This is a genomic window from Mycobacterium numidiamassiliense, from assembly GCF_900157365.1.
GTDB lineage: Bacteria > Actinomycetota > Actinomycetes > Mycobacteriales > Mycobacteriaceae > Mycobacterium > Mycobacterium numidiamassiliense.
In genome coordinates this window covers 3,546,774-3,566,349 of sequence record NZ_FUEZ01000004.1, presented here as the reverse complement: position 1 = coordinate 3,566,349, position 19,576 = coordinate 3,546,774, and the positions used below count along the sequence as shown (strand labels likewise).

At 67.8% G+C, this 19,576-nt stretch carries 1 protein-coding gene (running past one end of the window); it reads left to right on the top strand.

Annotated features, from left to right (window positions below):
• Positions 1–19,576 carry the 3' portion of a non-ribosomal peptide synthetase gene (locus MNAB215_RS25305; protein WP_077081222.1) on the top strand. It extends 11,561 nt beyond the left edge of the window, so the window shows 19,576 of its 31,137 coding nt (coding positions 11,562–31,137); the start codon falls outside the window, past its left edge; it ends in the stop codon at positions 19,574–19,576.

The following is a 19,576-nucleotide window of genomic DNA, read 5'->3' as shown; positions in this document are numbered from 1 at the left end:
ACGCGCCGCGCTGGGCGAGCGGCTGCCGGCGTACATGGTCCCCGCCGCGGTTGTCGCGCTGCCGAGTTTGCCGCTCACGGTCAACGGCAAGCTCGATACCCGCGCCTTGCCGGCACCGGACTACCAGGACGTTGACCACTACCGCGCTCCGGCGACTCCGGCCGAGGAAGTCCTGGCCGGTGTTTATGCGCAGGTGCTCGGCGTCGAGCGCGTCGGTGTCGACGACTCGTTCTTCGATTTGGGTGGGGACTCCCTGTCGACGATGCGGGTGATCGCGGCGATCAACGCCGCACTGGACGTCGATCTTCCGGTACGCGCTGTGTTCGAGGCACCCACTGTCGCGCAGTTGGCACTGCGCGTCGGCGAGGGCTCGGGACGGTTGGAGCCGTTGGTGGCGGGGGAGCGGCCCGCGGTGATTCCGCTGTCGTTCGCGCAGAACCGGCTGTGGTTCATCGACCAGTTGCAGGGGCCTTCACCGGTTTACAATATGGCGGCGGCGTTGCGGCTGCGTGGCCAGCTTGACACCGAGGCGCTCGGTGCGGCGTTGTCCGATGTGGTGGGGCGCCACGAGAGCTTGCGCACGATGTTCCCCTCCCACGAGGGAACACCCCGGCAGGTCGTGGTGCCCGTCGATCGGGCCGACCTCGGGTGGCACGTTGTCGACGCCGCCGGGTGGTCGCCAGAGCAGTTGGACGAAGGCATTGGCGCGGCGGTTGGCCACGCGTTCGACCTGGCAAGCGAAATCCCGGTGCGTGCCGAGCTTTTCGCGGTGGCCGCGAACGAACACGTGCTGGTGATCGTCCTGCACCACATCGCCGCCGACGGTTTGTCGCTCATGCCGTTCGGCGCTGATCTCAATGTGGCCTATGCCAGCCGCTGCGCCGGGCACGCCCCCGAGTGGACTGAATTGGCGGTCCAGTACGCCGATTACACGCTGTGGCAGCGTGCGCAGTTCGGTGATCTCAACGACAGCGGCAGCCGTATCGCCGCGCAGCTGGCCTACTGGGAGCAGACGCTGGCCGGGATGCCCGACCGGCTGCAGCTGCCCACCGATCGACCCTACCCCCGGTCCGCCGACCTGCGCGGCGCCACCGTCGAGGTGGACTGGTCGGCCGACCTGCAGCAGCAGGTGGCTCGGGTGGCCCGTGAGCACAATGCGACCAGCTTCATGGTGATGCAGGCCGCCCTGGCGGTCCTGCTCTCTCAGGTGAGCGCGAGTCCCGATGTGGCGGTTGGATTCCCGATCGCGGGACGCCGCGACCCCGCACTCGATGAGCTTGTCGGTTTCTTCGTGAACACCCTCGTGCTACGGATCGACGTTGCCGGTGATCCCAGCTTCGCCGAACTGTTGGCTCGGGTCCAGGCGCGCAGTCTGGAGGCTTTCGAGCATCAAGATGTGCCGTTCGAGCTCTTGGTTGAGCGACTCAACCCCACCCGATCTTTGACCCATCACCCGCTGGTGCAGGTGATGTTGGCCTGGCAGAACTTTGCCGGTCACGATGATCCGGCTGCTGGTCTGGCATTGGAGGGCCTGCAGGCCACGTCCGTGCCGATCGACAGCCATTCGGCGCGAATGGATTTGGTGTTCTCCCTGGCCGAACGCTGGAGCGAGGCCGGTAAGCCCGCCGGAATCGGCGGGCGGGTCGAATTCCGCACCGACGTGTTCGACGCGAGCAGCATCGAGGCGATGATCGGGCGGTTGCAGCGGGTGTTGGTTGCGGTGACCGCCGATCCCGGGCGGCGATTGTCGTCGGTGGATCTGCTCGATCGGCGTGAGCATGCCCGGCTGGACGAGATCGGTAACCGGGCGGTGTTGGCCGCACCGGTGGATGCGCGGATTTCGGTTCCAGAGTTGTTCGTCGAGCAGGTAACTCGCGCGCCGGAAGCGGTGGCGGTGGTGTGTGGGGGCCTGTCGGTGACATACCGCGAGCTCGACGAGGTGGCCAACCGACTGGCCCACCTGTTGACCAGTCAGGGCGTGGGTCCGGGACAGTCTGTGGCACTGCTGTTTTCGCGTTCGGCCGAAGCTGTCGCGGCGATGTTGGCGGTGCTCAAGACCGGAGCGGCCTATCTGCCGATTGACCCGGCGGTTCCCGATACCCGCATCGAATTCGTGCTCGACGACGCCAGGCCGATCGCGGCGGTCACGACCGCCGATCTGGCCGAGCGGTTCGACGGGTTCGGCCTGGCCGTCATCGACGTCAACGACCCTGCCGTGCACACCCAACCCAGCGCGGCCATGCCGGCGCCCGCGCCAGCCGACATCGCCTATCTCATCTATACGTCCGGCACCACCGGTGTCCCCAAAGGTGTTGCGGTCACTCACCACAACGTTGTCCAGCTGATGTCGTCGCTGGACGCCGCACTGCCCGCCGCGGGCGTGTGGACGCAGTGTCACTCACTCGGGTTCGACGCCTCCAGTTGGGAGATCTTCGGCGCGCTGCTGCGCGGTGGCCGTCTGGTAGTGGTGCCCGATTCGGTTGCCAGCTCTCCGAACGACTTCCACGCACTCATGGTGGCCGAGCGGGTCAGCATGCTCACCAGGACTCCATCGGCGTTGGCTGCATTGTCACCAGACGGCCTGGAGTCGGTCTCCTTGATGGTGGCGGGCGAGGCGTGCCCGTCCGAGGTGGTCGACCGCTGGGCGCCGGGGCGGCTGATGGTCAATGGCTATGGCCCGACCGAGACGTCGATGTGCGTGGCGATCAGCGCACCTTTGACACCGGGGTCGGGGGCACCGATCGGTTCACCGGTGCCCGGGGCGGCCTTATTTGTGCTCGACGGGCGGTTGCGCCGGGTGCCGGCCGGGGTGGTCGGTGAGTTGTACGTGGCCGGCGAGGGCGTGGCCGCCGGGTATGTTGGCCGGGCCGGTCTGACGGCCTCGCGGTTCCTGGCCTGCCCGTTCGGCGAGCCCGGAACGCGGATGTATCGCACCGGGGACCTGGTCTGCTGGGGCGCCGACGGCCAGCTGCACTACCTCGGCCGTGCCGATGAGCAGGTGAAGATCCGCGGGTACCGCATCGAGGTCGGCGAGGTGCAAGCCGCGCTGGCCGCGCTCGCCGGGGTCGAGCACGCGGTGGCGATCGCCCGCGAAGACCGCCCCGGCGACAAGCGCCTGGTCGGATACGTCACCGGGACCATCGAACCGGGCCAGGCGCGTGCCGCATTGGCCGAGCGGCTCCCGGCGTACATGGTTCCGGCCGCGGTGGTCGTGTTGGACGCGCTGCCGTTGACGGTCAACGGCAAGCTCGACGCCCGTGCTCTGCCGGCACCCGAATACAGCGCCGGTCGGTATCGGGCCCCCGGCAATGCGGTCGAGGAAATCCTGGTTGGCATCTACGCCGACGTCCTCGGCGTCGAACCGCCTCGGCTGGTAGGCGTGGATGACTCCTTCTTCGAGCTTGGCGGGGACAGCATTTCGGCCATGCGATTGGTCGCGGCAATCAACTCCAACCTGGATGCCGGCCTGGTCGTGCGCAGCGTGTTCGAGGCACCCACGGTTGCCCAGTTGTCCACCAGAATCGGTGAGGGCGCCAGCTGGCTCGAACCACTGGTGCCCAGCGAGCGACCTGCGGTGATTCCGTTGTCATTCGCGCAGAGCCGGTTGTGGTTCCTTGATCAATTGCAAGGCCCTTCACCGGTTTACAACATCTCGTCGGCACTGCGGCTGGACGGACCCCTCGATGTCGAGGCGTTGGGTGCTGCGCTCGCCGACGTCGTGGCCCGCCACGAGAGCCTGCGCACTGTGTTCGTCGCGCCCGAAGGGATACCTCGGCAGCTGGTGTTGCCGGTCGACGGAGTCGCGCTGGATTTGCAGGTCGTTGACGCCGCGGCCTGGCCGGAAGCGCGGCGCAAGGAGGCGATCGGCGCCGCGGCGCTGCATACTTTTGACCTGGCCGCCGACATTCCGTTGCGGGCGAGCCTTTTCCGCGTTGCCGACGACGAACATGTGTTGGTCGCCGCGGTGCATCACATTGCCGCCGACGGGTGGTCCATCACCCCGCTGGTGCGTGACGTGGGCGTGGCGTATGCCAGCCGCTGCGCCGGGCAAGCCCCGCAGTGGGCGGATCTGCCCGTTCAGTACGTCGATTACACGCTCTGGCAGCGTGCGCAATTCGGCGAACTCGACGACACCGAGAGCCCCATCGCGGCCCAGCTGGCGTACTGGCAGGAGGCGCTGGCCGGGATGCCCGAACGGCTGCAGCTTCCCACCGATCGGCCCTACCCGCTGGTCGCCGATCAGCGCGGAGCCACCGTGGAGGTCGACTGGCCGGTCGAGTTGCAACAGCGGGTCGCGTCGATGGCTCGTCAGCACGATGCGACCGGCTTCATGGTGATGCAGGCCGCACTGGCTGTGCTGCTGTCCAAAATCAGCGGCAATTCCGACGTCGCGGTTGGGTTCCCGATCGCCGGGCGGCGCGACCCCGCGCTCGACGATCTGGTGGGCATGTTCGTCAACACATTGGTGTTGCGTGTCGAGGTGGCCGGCGACCCGAGCTGCACCGATCTGCTGGCCCAGGTGCGGCAGCGCAGCCTGGCTGCCTACGAGCATCAAGATGTGCCCTTCGAGGTGCTCGTCGAGCGGCTCAACCCCACCCGATCTTTGACCCATCACCCGCTGGTGCAGGTCATGTTGGCCTGGCAGAACCTGCCTGGGCATGCCGGTGGCCCCGCCGCCGGGTTGTCTCTGGGTGATGTTCAGGTCACCCCGCTTCCGGTCGACACTCAGACCGCCCGGATGGACCTGACGCTTTCACTGGCCGAACGCTGGGATGCCGATGGTTCGCCCGCCGGCATCGGTGGGACGGTGGAATACCGCACCGATGTGTTTGACGCGCAGAGCATTCAGACGCTCGTCGAACGACTGGGGCGAGTGCTGACGGCGATGACGGCCGATCCTGCCCGGGCGTTGTCGTCGATCGATCTGCTCGACAAGGCTGAGCACGCCCGCCTCGATGAGCTCGGTAATCGGGCGGTGCTGACCGGACCACCGCCCGCCCCGGTGTCGATTCCAGAGCTGTTCGCCCAGCAGGTGATCCGCACGCCGGAAGCCGTTGCGGTGGTATGCGACGGCCGCTCGCTGAGCTACCGAGAGCTGGACGACGCGTCGAATCGGTTGGCGCACCTGTTGGCCGGCCATGGCGCGGGCCCGGGACAGTCTGTGGCGCTGCTGTTTTCGCGCTCGGCCGAGGCGATCGTGTCGATCCTTGCGGTGCTGAAGACCGGGGCGGCCTACTTGCCGATCGACCCGGCGCTACCGGGGACCCGGATCGGATTCGTGCTTGCCGACGCCACACCCGTCGCCGCGATCACCACCGCCGAATTGGCGGACCGGCTCGACGGCCAGGACATCGCGATCATCGACGTCAACGACGTTGCCGTGGACGCGCAATCCGTCGCGGGCCTCCCGGCGCCTGCCGCGGACGGCATTGCCTACTTCATCTACACCTCGGGCACCACCGGTGTCCCCAAAGGTGTTGCGGTAACGCATCACAACGCCACCCAGCTGCTGGTGTCGGCCGGTGGTGGCCTGCCGTCGACCGAGGTGTGGTCGCAGTGGCACTCGTTGGCCTTCGATGTGTCGGTGTGGGAGATCTTCGGCGCGCTGTTGCACGGCGGTCGGTTGGTCGTGGTGCCCGAAGACGTCGCTCGTTCACCGGAAGACCTGCACGCGTTGCTGGTCTCCGAGCGGGTCAGCGTGTTGAGCCAAACCCCTTCTGCGGCAGGCATGTTGTCGCCGGACGGTTTGGAGGAGACGGCGTTGGTGGTGGCCGGCGAGGCGTGCCCGACCGAGCTGGTGGACCGGTGGGCCCCGGGGCGGGTCATGATCAACGCCTATGGTCCGACCGAGGCCACGGTGTACGCGGCGATCAGCGCGCCGCTGCGGGCCGGGTCGGGTGTGGCACCCATCGGCTCGCCGGTTCCGGGTGCCGGGTTGTTTGTGCTCGATGCATCGTTGCGCCCGGTGCCCGCCGGGGTGGTCGGAGAGCTGTATGTCGCCGGCGCCGGTGTAGCAGCAGGATATTGGCGGCGGCCGGGATTGACCGGTTCCCGGTTTGTCGCGTGCCCGTTCGACGAGTCCGGGACGCGGATGTATCGCACCGGGGACCTGGTGTGCTGGGGCGCCGATGGGCAGCTGCAGTACCTGGGCCGGGCAGACCAGCAGGTCAAGATCCGCGGGTACCGAATCGAATTGGGCGAAGTCCAAGCCGCCCTTTCTGCGCTCGATGGAGTCGAGCAAGCGGTCGTGATCGCCCGCGAAGACCGTCCCGGGGACAAGCGCCTGGTGGGTTACATCACCGGGACCATCGATCCCGCGGGTGCCCGCGACACCTTGGCCGACCGACTGCCGGCGTACATGGTTCCGAGCGCCATCGTGGCCATCGACAGCCTGCCCCTGACTCCCAACGGAAAGCTCGATATCCGCGCCCTGCCCGCACCGGAGTATCAGGACGTCGACCGGTATCGCGCCCCGGGCGACGCGGTCGAGGAGATTTTGGCCGGCATTTACGCCCAGGTCCTCGGACTGGAGCGAGTGGGTGTCGACGACTCGTTCTTCGATTTGGGCGGCGACAGCATCTCGTCGATGCAGGTGGTCACGCGGGCCCGTGCCGCAGGACTGGCCTGCAAGACCCGCGACATTTTCGTGGAGCAGACCGTGGCCCGACTGGCCCGGGTGGCCGGTGTGGTCGACGGTGCAAGCGACGTGCTCGACGAGGGCGTCGGACCGGTGGTGGTCACGCCGATCATGCGGTGGCTGAACAGCGTTGACGGCCCGGTCGAGCAGTTCAACCAGACGGTCGTGGTGCAGGCCCCGGCCGCAGTCACCGAGGCCGACGTGGCGATCGTGTTGCAGGCCTTGGTTGATCGGCACGCCATGTTGCGGCTGCGCGTCGACGACGACGGTGCCGGCGGCTGGTCGTTGACCGTGCCGGAGCCGGGATCGGTGGATGCCGGCGACTGCCTGCAAACGGTGGACGTGTTGTCCGATGAGGCGCTCGCGGCGGCGCGGTCGCGGTTGAACCCGGCCGACGGCGTCATGCTCAGCGCACTGTGGGTGACCTCCACCAGCCAGCTCGCGGTGATCATCCACCATCTGGCCGTCGACGGGGTGTCTTGGCGAATCCTGTTGGAGGACCTGAACATTGCGTGGGCCCAGCACCGGCTGGGCCAGCCGCCGGCGCTGCCGCCGGGCGGAACGTCATTTGCCCGGTGGGCGTCGTTGCTGGCTGATTACGCACGGCACGAGGACGTCGTGCAGCACGCGGACACCTGGAGGGAAATCGCGGGGACTCCCTCCGCGCTGCCCGCGGTGCAACCTGGGGTGGACACCTTTGCCGCCGCGGGACATCTCTCGGCGGAGCTGGATGTCGAGACGACCCGAGCGCTGTTGGGTGAGGTGCCCGCGGCATTCCATGCCGGGATACAAGACATCCTGTTGATCGCATTCGCCTTGGCGACAGCGGAATTCGTGGGCAACGGCGACGCGCCGGTCGCCATCGACGTCGAGGGTCATGGACGGCACGAGGACATCGCCGCCGAAGTGGACCTGTCTCGCACCGTGGGGTGGTTCACCGCCAAGTACCCGGTGGCGTTGGCGGTGGCCGGCCTGGAATGGGCGCAGGTGCAGGCCGGAGAGGTCGCGCTGGGCGCCGCGATCAAACACGCGAAAGAGCACCTGCGCGCCCTGCCCGACCCGGTGACCTACGGCTTGCTGCGCTACCTGAACACCGACGTCGACCTGGACGCACCTGACCCGGCGATCGGATTCAACTACCTGGGGCGCCCGGGGGGCGTCGCCGAGCTCTCCGATGAGCTGTGGCGGGTCAGCCAGCAGGGTCTGTCCGTCACTGGTGCGGCCGCCGCGATACCGATGCCGCTCATGCACAGCGTCGAGCTGAACGCTGTCACCGTCGACACTGACGCCGGCCCCCGACTGCACGCCAACTGGACGTGGGCGCCGTCGGGGCTCGACCAGGAGCAAATCACCCGACTGAGCCGGCTGTGGTTCGAGGCCCTGGTGGGCATCTGCGCCCACGTCCGAACGGGCGGTGGCGGATTGACACCGTCGGATATTGCTCCGGCCCGGCTCACCCAGCAGCAGATCGACCGGCTGGCCCAGCAGTACCGCATCGCCGACGTGCTACCGCTGACCTCGGTGCAGCAGGGTCTGCTCTTCCACGCCAACACCTCCCGGGACAGCGACGATCTGTACGCGGGACAGCTGGACATCAGCATCGCCGGGCCGCTCGACGAAAATCGCCTGCGCGAGGCGGTGCGCACCATGGTCAACCGGCATCCGAACCTGGTGGCCCGATTCTGCCCGCAGTTCGACGAACCGGTGCAGGTGATCCCGGCTGAACCCGAAACAGCTTGGTCTTTCGTCGATTTGAGCGCCGAAGGCACTGATGCGGTTGAGCGGATTCAGCGGCTCTGCGCCGCTGAGCGCGCCGCGGTCTGCGACCTCGCCAACCAGCCGGCCTTCCGGGTCACGTTGATCCGCACCGCCGCGCAGCAGCACCGGCTGGTGCTGACCAACCACCACATCGTCCTCGATGGCTGGTCGATGCCGATCATGCTCAGCGAGATATTTGCCGGCTATTACGGGCACGGGTTGCCCGCGGTCGCGCCCTACCGCAACTTCGTCGCCTGGCTGTCCGCCCGGGACCGGGACGCGGCCCGTGCCGCCTGGGCCGAGGTGTTCGCGGGACTCGACGCCCCGACGTTGGTCAGTCCCCAGGACCGGCTGAAGCTGGGGGAGCAGAACGTCAAGGCGTTCCGGCTGCCCGCCGAGATCACCAGCGCCGTCAGCGATCTGGCGCGCTCCCGCCACACCACCGTCAACACGGTGCTGCAGGGTGCCTTCGCGCAATTGCTGTGCGGATTGACCGGGCGGCACGACGTGGTGTTCGGCACCACCGTCTCGGGCAGGCCGCCCGAGGTGGTGGGCGCGGACTCGATGGTCGGCCTAATGATCAACACGGTGCCGGTGCGGGCGAACATCACGGCGACGACCACCACCGTAGACCTGCTCGACCAGCTGCAGGGTGCCTACAACGACACCCTCGAGCATCAGCACTTGGCGCTCAACGAGATTCATCGTGTCGCTGGTCAGGAACAGCTGTTCGACGCCCTCTTCGCCTTCGAGAACTACCCGATCGACGCCGGTGCGCTGATGGGCGACCACGAGTTGGCCATCACCGATGTCAACACCCGCGAATCCACGCACTATCCGTTGACACTGCAAGCCCAACCGGGCCATGAGCTCGCGCTGCGCGTCGAATACGACGCCAGTGTCTTCGACACCGACCGCATCGACACGTTGATCGAGCGGTTGCGGCGGGTGTTGGTGGCCATGACCACCGACCCGCATCGGCGACTGTCCTCGATGGACGTGCTGGATGCCGACGAACGCGCTCAACTGGACGAATGGGGTGCCCGCGCGGTGCTGTCGCGGGCGGCCACCAGCCCGGCGATCCCGGCGTTGTTCGCCGCGCAGGTGGCGCGCACCCCGGACGCTGTGGCGGTGGTCTCCGACGGCCGGTCGCTGACCTACCGAGAGCTGGATGAGGCGTCGAACCGGTTGGCGCGCCTGTTGGCCGGCCGCGGGGCGGGCCCGGGAAAGTCTGTGGCCCTGCTGTTTTCGCGCTCTGCCGAGGCGATCGCGTCGATCCTCGCGGTGCTCAAGACCGGGGCGGCCTATCTGCCGATCGACCCCGCGGTCCCGGCCGCCCGCCTCGACTTCGTGCTCTCCGATGCCGAACCGATCGCCGTGATCACCACAGCGCAATGGGCGGTCCGGCTCGACGGGCGTGACCTGGCCGTCATCGACGTCAACGATCCCATGGTCGCCACCCAGGCACCCACGGCGCTTCCGTTGCCGGCGGCCGACGACATCGCCCACATCATCTACACCTCGGGAACCACCGGCGTGCCCAAAGGCGTTGCGGTGACGCACCGTAACGTCACTCGCCTGTTCGACGCACTCCAGGTCGGCCTGCGCATGGACCGAGAGCAGGTGTGGGCGCAGTGCCACTCGTACGCCTTCGACTACTCGGTCTGGGAGATCTGGGGCGCGCTGCTGCACGGCGGGCGGCTGGTGGTGGTGCCCGAGTCGGTGACTCGATCGCCGGAAGACTTCCACCGCCTGCTGGTCGCCGAGCGAGTCAGCGTGCTGAGTCAAACCCCCTCGGCGGTCGGTGTTTTGTCCACCGACGGCCTGGAATCCGCGGCATTGGTGATCGCCGCCGAGGCCTGCCCGGCCGAGATCGTCGACCGCTGGGCGCCGGGGCGCGTGCTGATCAACGCCTACGGTCCGACCGAGACGACGGTGTACGCGTCCATCAGTGCGCCACTGACGCCCGGGTCGGGCGCCCCGCCGATCGGTTCGCCCGTGCCGGGTGCGGCCCTGTTTGTCCTCGACGAGTGGCTGCGGCCGGCGCCGGCCGGGACGGTCGGTGAGCTGTACGTGGCCGGTCACGGGGTGGCGTGCGGTTACGTGCGCCGGTCCGGGCTGACGGCGTCGCGGTTTGTCGCCTGCCCGTTCGGCGAGCCGGGGACGCGGATGTATCGCACCGGCGACCTGGTGCGCTGGGGCGCCGATGGGCAGCTGCAGTATCTGGGCCGCGCCGATGAGCAGGTCAAGATCCGCGGGTATCGCATCGAACTCGGTGAGATTCACGCGGCGCTGGCCGCGCTCGACGGGGTTGAGCAGGCGGCGGTGATCGCCCGCGAGGACCGCCCCGGCGACAAACGTCTGGTCGGTTACCTCACCGGCACCGCGGAGCCGGCCGAGGCGCGTGCCGCGCTGGCCGAGCGGCTGCCCGCCTACATGGTGCCGACGGCAGTGGTCGCACTGGAGGCGCTGCCGTTGACGGTCAACGGCAAACTGGACACTCGGGAACTGCCCGCACCGGAGTATCAGGACAGCGATCGTTACCGAGCGCCCGGCAATGCGGTCGAGGACATCCTGGCCGGCATCTACGCCGACGTTCTCGGCGCGGAGCGGGTTGGGGTCGACGACTCCTTCTTCGAGCTGGGTGGCGACAGCATCCTGGCCATGCGGCTGATCGCGGCCGTCAATACTGGCCTGGATTGCGACCTTTCGGTGCGCGACGTGTTCGAGGCACCCACGGTCGCCCAGCTGGCACCGCGTATAGGAGAGGGTGCGGGCGGACTTTCGCGGCTGGTTCCAGTTGACCGGCCGTCGGTCATTCCGCTGTCGTTTGCGCAGAATCGGTTGTGGCTGCTCGACCAGTTGCAGGGACCCTCACCGGTTTACAACATCGCCTCGGCGTTGCGGCTGGGCGGACGGCTTGACACCGCGGCCCTGGGCACGGCGCTGGGCGATGTGGTTCGCCGGCACGAGAGCCTGCGCACGTTGTTCGCGGCCCCCGACGGATCACCCCAGCAGGTCATCGTCGGCGTGGAACATGCCGATTTCGGCTGGGACGTCGTCGATGCAACTGAATGGCCGGCAAGCCGACTCGAGGAGGCCATCGGCGCGGCGGCCGGGCATTCCTTCGACCTGGCCAACGAAATTCCCTTGCGCGCAACCTGTTTCCGTGTCAGCGAGGACGAGCACGTGCTGGTGGCGGTAGTCCACCACATTGCCTTCGACGGCTGGTCGATCACCCCGCTGGTGCGTGATCTCGGTATGGCGTACACCAGCCGCTGCGCGGGCGAGGTGCCGGGCTGGGCCGAACTGGCCGTGCAGTACGTCGATTACACGCTGTGGCAGCGCGCGCAGCTCGGTGAGCTCGACGACAGCCGGAGCCCCGTCGCCGCCCAGCTGGCCTACTGGCGGGACGCGCTGGCCGGGATGCCGGAACAGCTGCAGCTACCCACCGATCGGCCCTATCCGCTGGTTGCCGACCAGCGGGGATCCACCGTTGAGGTGGACTGGTCAGCAGACTTGCAGCGGCAGGTCGCCCGGGTGGCCCGTGAGCACAATGCGACCAGCTTCATGGTGGTGCAGGCGGCACTGGCCGTGCTGCTCTCCAATATCACCGCCAGTTCCGATGTGGCGGTTGGGTTCCCGATCGCCGGGCGACGCGATCCCGCCCTGGACGACCTGGTCGGGTTCTTCGTCAACACCTTGGTGCTGCGGGTAGAGCTGCCCGACGATGCCAGCTTCGACGATGTGCTGGCGCAGGTGCGCGCGCGCAGTCTGGCCGCCTACGAGCATCAAGACGTGCCCTTTGAGGTGCTCGTCGAGCGACTCAACCCGACCCGATCGCTGACCCACCATCCGCTGGTGCAGGTGATGCTGGCCTGGCAAAACTTCCCCGGGCACACCAACGACCCGAACACCGGGTTGGGCCTGGGCGATCTGCAGGTCACGCCGCTGCCGCTCGACACGCAGTCGGCCCGGATGGATTTGGTGTTCTCGCTTGGCGAGGACTGGACCGAGGCCGGCGAGCCTGCGGGGATCGGCGGCCGGGTGGAGTTCCGGACCGACGTGTTCGACGCGGGCAGCATCGAGACCGTGATCGAGCGGCTGCAGCGAGTATTGCTGGCGGTCACCGCGGATCCGACGCGGTCGCTGTCGTCGGTCGACCTGCTCGACACCGGCGAGCGCGCCCGGCTCGACGAGATCGGAAACCGGGCGCGGCCGGCCAGCGAGCCGGTGTCGCTGCCGGCGCTGTTTGCCGCCCAAGCGGCCCGCACCCCGGACGCGGTGGCGATCAGCTGCGAGGGCCGCTCGATGACCTACCGAGAATTGGACGAGGCGGCCAACGGGCTCGCGCAGCTTCTGGCCAGCCGTGGGGCAGCCCCGGGACAGGTTGTCGCGCTGCTGTTCTCGCGTTCGGCCGAGGCGATCGTGTCGATCCTGGCGGTCCTCAAGACCGGGGCCGCGTACCTGCCGATAGACCCGGCGCTACCGTCGGCGCGGATCGGGTTCATGGTCGGCGACGCCGCACCGATCGCCGCAATCACGACGACCGAGTTGGCCCACCAGCTTGACGGGCATGGCGTCGCGGTCATCGATGTCTACGACTCCATTGTTGCCAGCCAGTCTGGTCCCGCGTTGCCGGCGCCGACTCCCGACGACGTCGCCTACCTGATTTACACGTCGGGCACCACCGGTGTGCCCAAGGGCGTGGCGATTGCCCACCGTCACGTGACCCAGCTGCTGGCGTCGCTGCCCGACGGCCTGCCTGCGGCGGGCGTCTGGTCGCAGTGGCATTCGCTGTCCTTCGATGTGTCGGTGTGGGAGATCTTCGGCGCGCTGTTGCACGGCGGTCGGTTGGTCGTGGTGCCCGAAGACGTCGCTCGTTCACCGGAAGACCTGCACGCGTTGCTGGTTGCCGAGCGGGTCACTGTCTTGAGCCAAACCCCTTCTGCGGCAGGCATGTTGTCGCCGGACGGTTTGGAGGAGACGGCGTTGGTGGTGGCCGGCGAGGCGTGCCCGACCGAGCTGGTGGACCGGTGGGCCCCGGGGCGGGTCATGATCAACGCCTATGGTCCGACCGAGGCCACGGTGTACGCGGCGATCAGCGCGCCGCTGCGGGCCGGGTCGGGTGTGGCACCCATCGGCTCGCCGGTTCCCGGTGCCGGGTTGTTTGTGCTCGACAAGTGGTTGCGCCCGGTGCCCGCCGGGGTGGTGGGCGAGCTGTATGTCGCCGGCGCCGGAGTCGGGTACGGATATGTCGGCCGGGCGGGTCTGACCGCGACGCGGTTTGTCCCCTGCCCGTTCGACGAGCCCGGGACGCGGATGTATCGCACCGGCGACCTGGTGCGCTGGGGCGCCGATGGGCAGCTGCAGTATCTGGGCCGCGCCGATGAGCAGGTCAAGATCCGCGGATACCGCATCGAACTCGGTGAAGTTCAGGCCGCGCTGGCCGCCCTGGACGGGGTTGAGCAGGCGGCGGTGATCGCCCGCGAGGACCGCCCCGGCGACAAACGTCTGGTGGGTTATGTCACCGGCACCGCCGACGCGGCCCAGGCGCGCTCCGCGCTGGCCCAGCGGCTACCGGCTTACATGGTGCCCGCCGCGGTGGTGGTGCTCCCGGAGCTGCCGCTGACCCCCAACGGCAAACTCGACAGGCGCGCGCTGCCCGTCCCCGAATATCGGGATGTCGACCGGTATCGTGCCCCGGGCAACGCGATCGAGGAAATCCTGGCGGGGATCTACGCCGAGGTCCTCGGCCTGGACCGCGTCGGCGTCGACGACTCGTTCTTCGAGCTGGGTGGCGACAGCATCCTGTCGATGCAGGTGGTGGCGCGGGCGCGGGTCGCCGGCCTGACGTGCCGGCCGCGTGATGTCTTCGTCGAGCAGTCCGTGGCCCGGCTGGCGTTGGTGGCCGGTGTGGCCGGCGGTGAGAGCGGTCCGATCGACGAAGGCGTCGGTCCGGTGCCGGCAACCCCGATCATCCACTGGTTGCACACCGTTGACGGCCCGATCGAGCAGTTCAACCAGACCGTCGTGGTGCAGGCTCCCGAAGGCGTCGTCGAGGCGGATGTGGCGATCGTGTTGCAGGCCTTGCTGGATCGGCACGCCATGCTCCGGCTGCGCGTCGACGACGACGGTGCCGGCGGCTGGTCGTTGACCGTTCCCGAGGCGGGCACGGTGGACGCCACCGACTGCCTGCACGCGGTGGACACGTTGTCCGAAGAAGCGGTGCTGGCGGCGCGCTCGCGGTTGAGCCCGCGCGCCGGGACGATGCTGAGCGCGCTGTGGGCCAGCGACACCGGTCAGCTCGTGTTGATCGTCCACCACCTGGCCGTCGATGCGGTGTCGTGGTGGATCTTGTTGAAGGACCTCAACATCGCGTGGGCGCAGCATCTCGGCGGCCAGCCGATGGAATTGCCGGTCACCGGGACGTCGTTCGCCCGTTGGGCGCAGCTCCTCGCTGAGTACGCCCGCAGCGCGGAGGTCGTCGCCCATGCCGACGCGTGGCGGCAGGTGACAGCGAGCCCGGCGGCGTTGCCCGCCTCGGTGGATACCTATGCCAATGCCGGCCACCTGTCCGTGTCGATGGACGATGCCGAAACGGTCCGAACCCTGCTGGGCGAGGCACCGAAGGCGTTCCATGCCGGGATACACGACATCTTGCTGGTCGCATTCGGTTTCGCCTGGGCGGAATTCCTGGACAACGGCGGTGCGCCGATCGTCATCGACGTCGAAGGCCACGGCCGCCAGGAGGAGCTGGCCGACGACGCCGACCTGTCCAACACCGTCGGGTGGTTCACCGCCAAATACCCGGTGTCGTTGACGGTGGCCGGGCTGCCGTGGGCTCAGGTTGTCGCCGGTGCGCCGGCGCTTGGAAGCGCGGTCAAGAATGCCAAGGAGCAGCTTCGCGCCTTGCCCGATGGCCTCACGTACGGGCTGCTGCGTTACCTCAACACCGATGTCGACCTGGACGCGGCAGACCCGCCGATCGGCTTCAACTACTTCGGCCGGATGGGCGGCCCGGCGGCTGAGGGAGCCGGGGATGGTTGGGGAATCAGTCAGGACGGCGCGTCGATCACCGCCATGGCCACCGCGGTTCCCATGCCGCTGATGCATACGGTGGAGCTCAACGCCGGTACCGTAGATACCGACACCGGTCCGCGCCTACAGGCCGAATGGACTTGGGCCCCTTCAGTTCTCGATGAAGAGCAAATCCGGCGGCTCAGCAGTTTGTGGTTCGAGGCCCTGTCGGGCATCTGTGCCCACGTGCGCGGCGGCGGGGGAGGATTGACGCCGTCCGACATTCCGTCGGTGCGCCTGTCCCAGCCGCAGATCGACGAGCTGGCGCGGCAGTACCAGGTCGCCGACATTCTGCCGTTGACCGCGCTGCAGCAAGGGCTGCTGTTCCACGCCAACACGGCGCAGCCGAGCGAAGACGATCTGTATGCGATCCAGCTCGAGTTCACCGTCGCCGGTGCGCTCGACGCTCGGCGCCTGCGTGATGCCGTACAGACGGTGGTCACCCGGTACCCGAACCTGGTGGCTCGATTCAGCCAGCAGTTCGAAGAACCGGTGCAGATCATCCCGGCCGACCCCACCATGGCCTGGTCGTCGGTCGTCGAATTCGACGGGATCATCGATCCGGATGCCCAGATCGAGCGGTTCTGCGCTGCCGAACGCGCGGCGGTCTACGACCTCGCCGAGCAGCCGGCCTTCCGGGCGGCGTTGATCCGCATGGGCGAAGATCGGCACCGGCTGGTGCTGACCATTCACCACATCGTGCTCGACGGTTGGTCGCTGCCGATTCTGTTGGGCGAGATCTTCGCCGGCTTCGGCGGACACCGGTTGCCCGCGCCGGTTCCCTATCGGGCGTTTGTCACCTGGTTGGCCGATCGGGACGTCGACGCCGCCCGCGCTGCGTGGCGTGCGGCGCTGGCCGGGTTCGACATCCCCACCTTGGTCGGTCCACCGCAGCGGACCAGGCTGGGTGGCAGAGGTGTGAAATCGTTCGACGTGTCGGCCGAGACCACGCTTGCGCTCACCCAGCTGGCCCGCTCGTCGCACACCACCATGAGCATCGTGCTGCAGGCGGCCTGGGCACAGTTGCTGGGTTGGGTGACCGGTCACCACGATGTCGCGTTCGGCACCACCGTATCGGGCAGGCCGGCCGAGCTGCCGGGCGCCGAAACCATTGTGGGGCTGATGATTAACACGGTGCCGGTGCGGGCGAACGTCACCGCGGCAACCACCACGTCAAGTCTGATCGATCAGCTGCAAGGCGCCTACAACGACACCTTCGAACATCAGCATCTTGCGCTGAGCGAGATGCACCGAATCACCGGCCACGAAAGGCTTTTCGACACGCTTTTCGCCTACGAGAACTACCCGATCGATACCAGCGCACTGTCGGGCGATCACGAGCTGGCCCTCACCGACGCGTCGGTTCGCGAATACAACCACTACCCGTTGACGGTGCAGGCCCAGCCGGGCCGCGAGCTGGGCCTCCGCGTCGAGTACGACACCGACGTGTTCGACGCGGGCAGCATCGAGGCGCTGGTCGATCGGTTGCAGCGGGTGCTGGCGGCGATGGTCGCCGATCCAGGACGGCGACTCTCGTCGGTCGACCTGCTCGACGGGCCCGAGCATGCCCGGTTGGCCGAGATCGGTAACCGGGCGGGACTGAGCCAGCCGGCGATCACGCCGGTGTCGATTCCGGCGTTGTTCGCCACGCAGGTGGCACGCGTGCCGGATGCGGTGGCGATCAGCTGGGCGGACTTCTCGATGACTTACCGGGAACTCGACGAGGCCGCCAACCGGTTGGCGCACATGTTGGCCGCGCTCGGCGCCGGGCCGGGACAGTCTGTGGCCGTCCTGTTTTCGCGTTCGGCCGAGGCCATCGTCGCGATCGTGGCGGTGCTCAAGACCGGAGCGGCATACCTACCGATGGACCCGTCGGCGCCGGGGGCCCGGATCAAATTCATGATCGAGGACGCCGCGCCGATCGCCGCGGTCACCACGGCCGGCCTGCGGTCGCGGCTGGACAAGGGCGACTTGACGGTCATCGATATCGAAGACCCTCAGATCGCCACCTACCCGTGCACGGCGTTGCCGGCACCCGCGGCGGATGGCGTTGCCTACGTCATCTACACCTCGGGCACGACCGGGGTGCCCAAGGGCGTGGCGATCACCCATCACAACGCGACGCAGCTGCTTGCCTCACTGGACGCCGGCCTGCCCGCCGCGGGTGTGTGGACGCAAAGTCACCGGTATGCGTTCGACGTCTCGGTGTGGGAAATCTTCGGCGCGCTGTTACGAGGCGGGCGGCTGGTGCTGGTGCCCGAGACGGTGGCGCGTTCACCGCAAGATTTCCACGACTTGCTGGTCGGCGAACAGGTCACGGTGTTCACCCAGACTCCGTCTGCCGTGGCGATGATGTCGCCCGAGGGCCTGGAATCGGTGGCGTTGGTGATCGTTGGTGAGGCCTGCCCACCTGAGGTGGTCGATCGCTGGGCGCCGGGACGGGTAATGGTCAACGCCTACGGTCCGACCGAGACGACGATGTGCGTGGCGATCAGTGCTCCGTTGACTCCCGGGATCGGGGCGCCGCCGATCGGCTCGCCGGTGCCGGGTGCGGCGTTGTTCGTGCTCGACGGATGGTTGCGGCCGGTGCCGGTCGGCGCGGTCGGCGAGCTGTACGTGGCCGGTGCCGGGGTCGGCAGTGGCTACGTGGGCCGGGCCGCGCTTACCGCATCGCGGTTTGTGCCGTGTCCGTTCGGCGAGCCCGGAACGCGCATGTATCGCACCGGTGACCTGGTCTCTTGGGGTGCCGATGGGCAGCTGCGCTATGTGGGACGCGCCGACGAGCAGGTCAAGATCCGCGGCTATCGCATCGAGCTGGGTGAAGTCCAGGCAGCGCTCGCGAGGCTGGACGGAGTGCGGCAGGCGGCGGTCATCGCCCGTGAGGACCGCCCCGGCCACAAACGCCTGGTGGGTTATGTCACCGGAACGGTGGATCCCGACGAGGTGCGTGCCCAGCTGGCCGACCGGCTGCCGGTGTACATGGTCCCGGCCGCGGTGATGCTGCTCGACGCGTTGCCCTTGACTCCCAACGGCAAACTCGACACCCGCGCCCTCCCGGAGCCGGGGTACACCGGTGCTCGTTATCACGCCCCGTCTACGGCGGTCGAAAAGGTCCTGGCCGGCATCTTCGCCCAGATTCTCGGGCTCGAGCTGGTGGGCGTCACCGACTCGTTCTTCGACTTGGGTGGAGACTCCCTGTCGGCGATGCGCTTGGTCGCGAAGATCAACTCCAGGCTGGACGGCCATATTTCGATGGGCATCTTGTTCGAGGCGCCCACTGTGCGGGGTCTGGCCCAGCGGCTGCCGGCCGACGCCACTTCTGCTCAGGAGATCGTTCCCGTCCAGAGTTTGACGGGAGGAACCGGCGTTCCGCTGTTCTGCATTCATCCCGCCGGCGGAGTGAGCTGGCCATATCGGGCCCTCGGCAATTACGTGGACGGCCCGGTCATCGGGATTCAGCAAATGCCGCAGGGCGAGGACGCCGAACCTCGATCGCTTCGCGATATGGCCGCGGACTATGCCGACAGAATGCAAGCGGCCTATCCGTGCGGGCCCTACAACCTTCTCGGCTGGTCCTTTGGCGGTGTCGTCGCCCACGAAGTCGCCATCGAACTTCAGCGTCGCGGCGAGGTGGTCGTGCGACTGATCCTTCTCGACGCGCAACCCGTGCCCGAGAGCGGACTCAACATCCTGGGACTCAACCATGTTCTGGGACTGAACGAGTCGCTTACCAACGAGCAGCGGGAAGAACTGCTTCGTGACCTTGGCGCCGTGGAGATCTCCCGATACGAGGAGCTTTTCGATTCGCTGATGCAGAACCTGAACAACAACGTCGCGTTGTATCAGATTCACGAACCCGGTGTCTTTGATGGTGATATGACCATCTTTTCCGCGGTGCGCGGTCAGCGCGATCGCAGCTCGTATCTTGCGAAGAGTTGGCAGCCTTACGTTTCCGGCGACATCGTCATCCACTCGACCGACTGCGCCCATAATGAGATGCTGACCGCCGAGTCGCTCGTCATGTATGGCAATCGACTCAAGCATTCGCTGTCGCAGTCCGAACTCGAACCCTATTCGCCGCAGCGGGACGGGCAACAGTAA